Genomic DNA, 1,539 nt, shown 5'->3' with positions numbered 1-1,539 from the left:
CCTGCAGTGCATGGCCGGTGCTGAGACCGACAAAGGGTTCGCCGAGAACCTCGGTGAGGTTGGTGGTGCGGCCCTCAAGGCCGGGCCAGTTCCGTGCGGCGATCACCACCAGCCGGTCGATGAAGAACGGTCTCTGCTCAAGATGCGACAGGCCGGCCCAAGTCGCGGCGATGCCGAGGTCGGCGGCGCCACTGGCCACGGCCTCAGCGATCTCGTGGCTGGGGCGCTCGTCGAAATCGATGTCGATGCGAGGATGCGCGACCAGGAAAGCCGGCAGGATCTTGGGAAGCAGCTCGCTGGTGGCGGCGGTGTTGGCCAGCAGCCGCACGCGGGCGCGCAGGCCCGTGGCATAGGCGGCGAGGTCGCCGGCCATCGCCTCGATCTGGTTCTGCACCGCCCGTGCATGATGTAGCAGCGCCTGTCCGGCGGCCGTCGGCACCACGCCACGGCGACGGCGCTCCAAGAGCGGTGCGCCGAGCCGCTCCTCCATGCCCTTGATACGGGCGCTGGCCGACGCCAAAGCCAGCCCGGCAAGCTCTGCGCCATGGGTGATGCTGCCGCGCTCGGCGACCAGCAGGAACAGGCGGAGATCGACCAGATCGAAGCGCATTCTTTTGCTCCTGTGAACATTAGGCGTTCGGGGAGGCGGTCGGCTCTCCAGCCTTCGTCCTGGCCGAAGGCTGGCAGCGCAACTTCCACATTGTGATCGGTCGGGATCTTCGTCAAACAGTTTCGAAGGAGAAGTGTGATGAACGAACGAGCATCAGGCCGGCTCGGCATTCTTGAAAGCACGGCGATCGTGCTGGCCGTCGTCGTGGCCTGCCTTGCCGTGGTGCGTGCGGAGCCTGGCCTGCGTGGATGCGCGGCGACGGCCGCTCCCATCAGCCGCGATACCGCGCCGGTAAAAACCACGCCGGATGCCGACGCCACCGACATGCTGCTGCATGACTGATCCCGCCCTAAGATTGCGATCATGCTGAGCGCCGGCGTCATCGCCTGGATCGGCGCCGTCTTCCTCGCCGCCGGTTTCGTCAAGGGCGTCGTCGGCATGGGGCTGCCGACCGTGGCGATGGGCCTGCTGGCGGTGACGATGCCGCCGGCACAGGCCGCCGCTTTGCTGCTGATCCCGTCGCTGGTCACCAATCTCTGGCAATTGCTGACCGGCCCGTCCTTCGGCGGCCTGTGCAAGCGGCTGTGGACGATGATGGCCGGGGTGGTGCTCGGCACCGTCACTGGCGCCGGTCTGTTGACCGGCGCGCATACCGGGGTAGCCTCGGCGGGGCTGGGCGTGGCGCTGGTGCTCTATGCCATCCTCGGCCTCGCCAAGGCCGGCTTCACCACGCCGGCGCGCCACGAGGCCTTGATGTCACCGCTGGTTGGCATGGCGACCGGAATGGTCACCGGCGCCACCGGCGTCTTCGTCATCCCGGCGGTGCCCTATCTGCAATCGCTGCGGCTGGAGAAAGAAGACCTGATCCAGGCGCTCGGCCTGTCCTTCACCGTGTCGACGACAGCGCTGGCCATCGGGCTGTTCAGGAC

General features: G+C 67.5%; 3 protein-coding genes. 2 read left to right on the top strand and 1 reads right to left on the bottom strand.

Translation table 11 applies throughout. From position 1 onward, the window contains the following. Positions 1 to 610 (bottom strand): LysR substrate-binding domain-containing protein (locus tag EN750_RS33705; protein ID WP_127399225.1); only part of this gene is annotated, 610 nt, incomplete at its 3' end. A 138-nt stretch (positions 611 to 748) separates the two neighbouring features. Here EN750_RS33705 and EN750_RS33700 point away from each other — a divergent pair. Continuing rightward, the gene (locus EN750_RS33700) at positions 749 to 952 is read left to right on the top strand and encodes a hypothetical protein (protein WP_127399224.1); all 204 of its coding nucleotides are present in this window, start codon (positions 749 to 751) and stop codon (positions 950 to 952) included. A gap of 21 nt (positions 953 to 973) precedes the next feature. Next, positions 974 to 1,539: sulfite exporter TauE/SafE family protein (locus tag EN750_RS33695; RefSeq protein ID WP_145968175.1), on the top strand; the 566-nt coding region annotated here is incomplete at its 3' end.

Origin of the sequence: Mesorhizobium sp. M7A.F.Ca.ET.027.03.2.1, assembly GCF_003999175.1 — a bacterium.
Lineage (GTDB): Bacteria > Pseudomonadota > Alphaproteobacteria > Rhizobiales > Rhizobiaceae > Mesorhizobium.
Note: the sequence above shows the minus strand (reverse complement) of the source record. Positions and strands in the feature narration are given on the sequence as shown.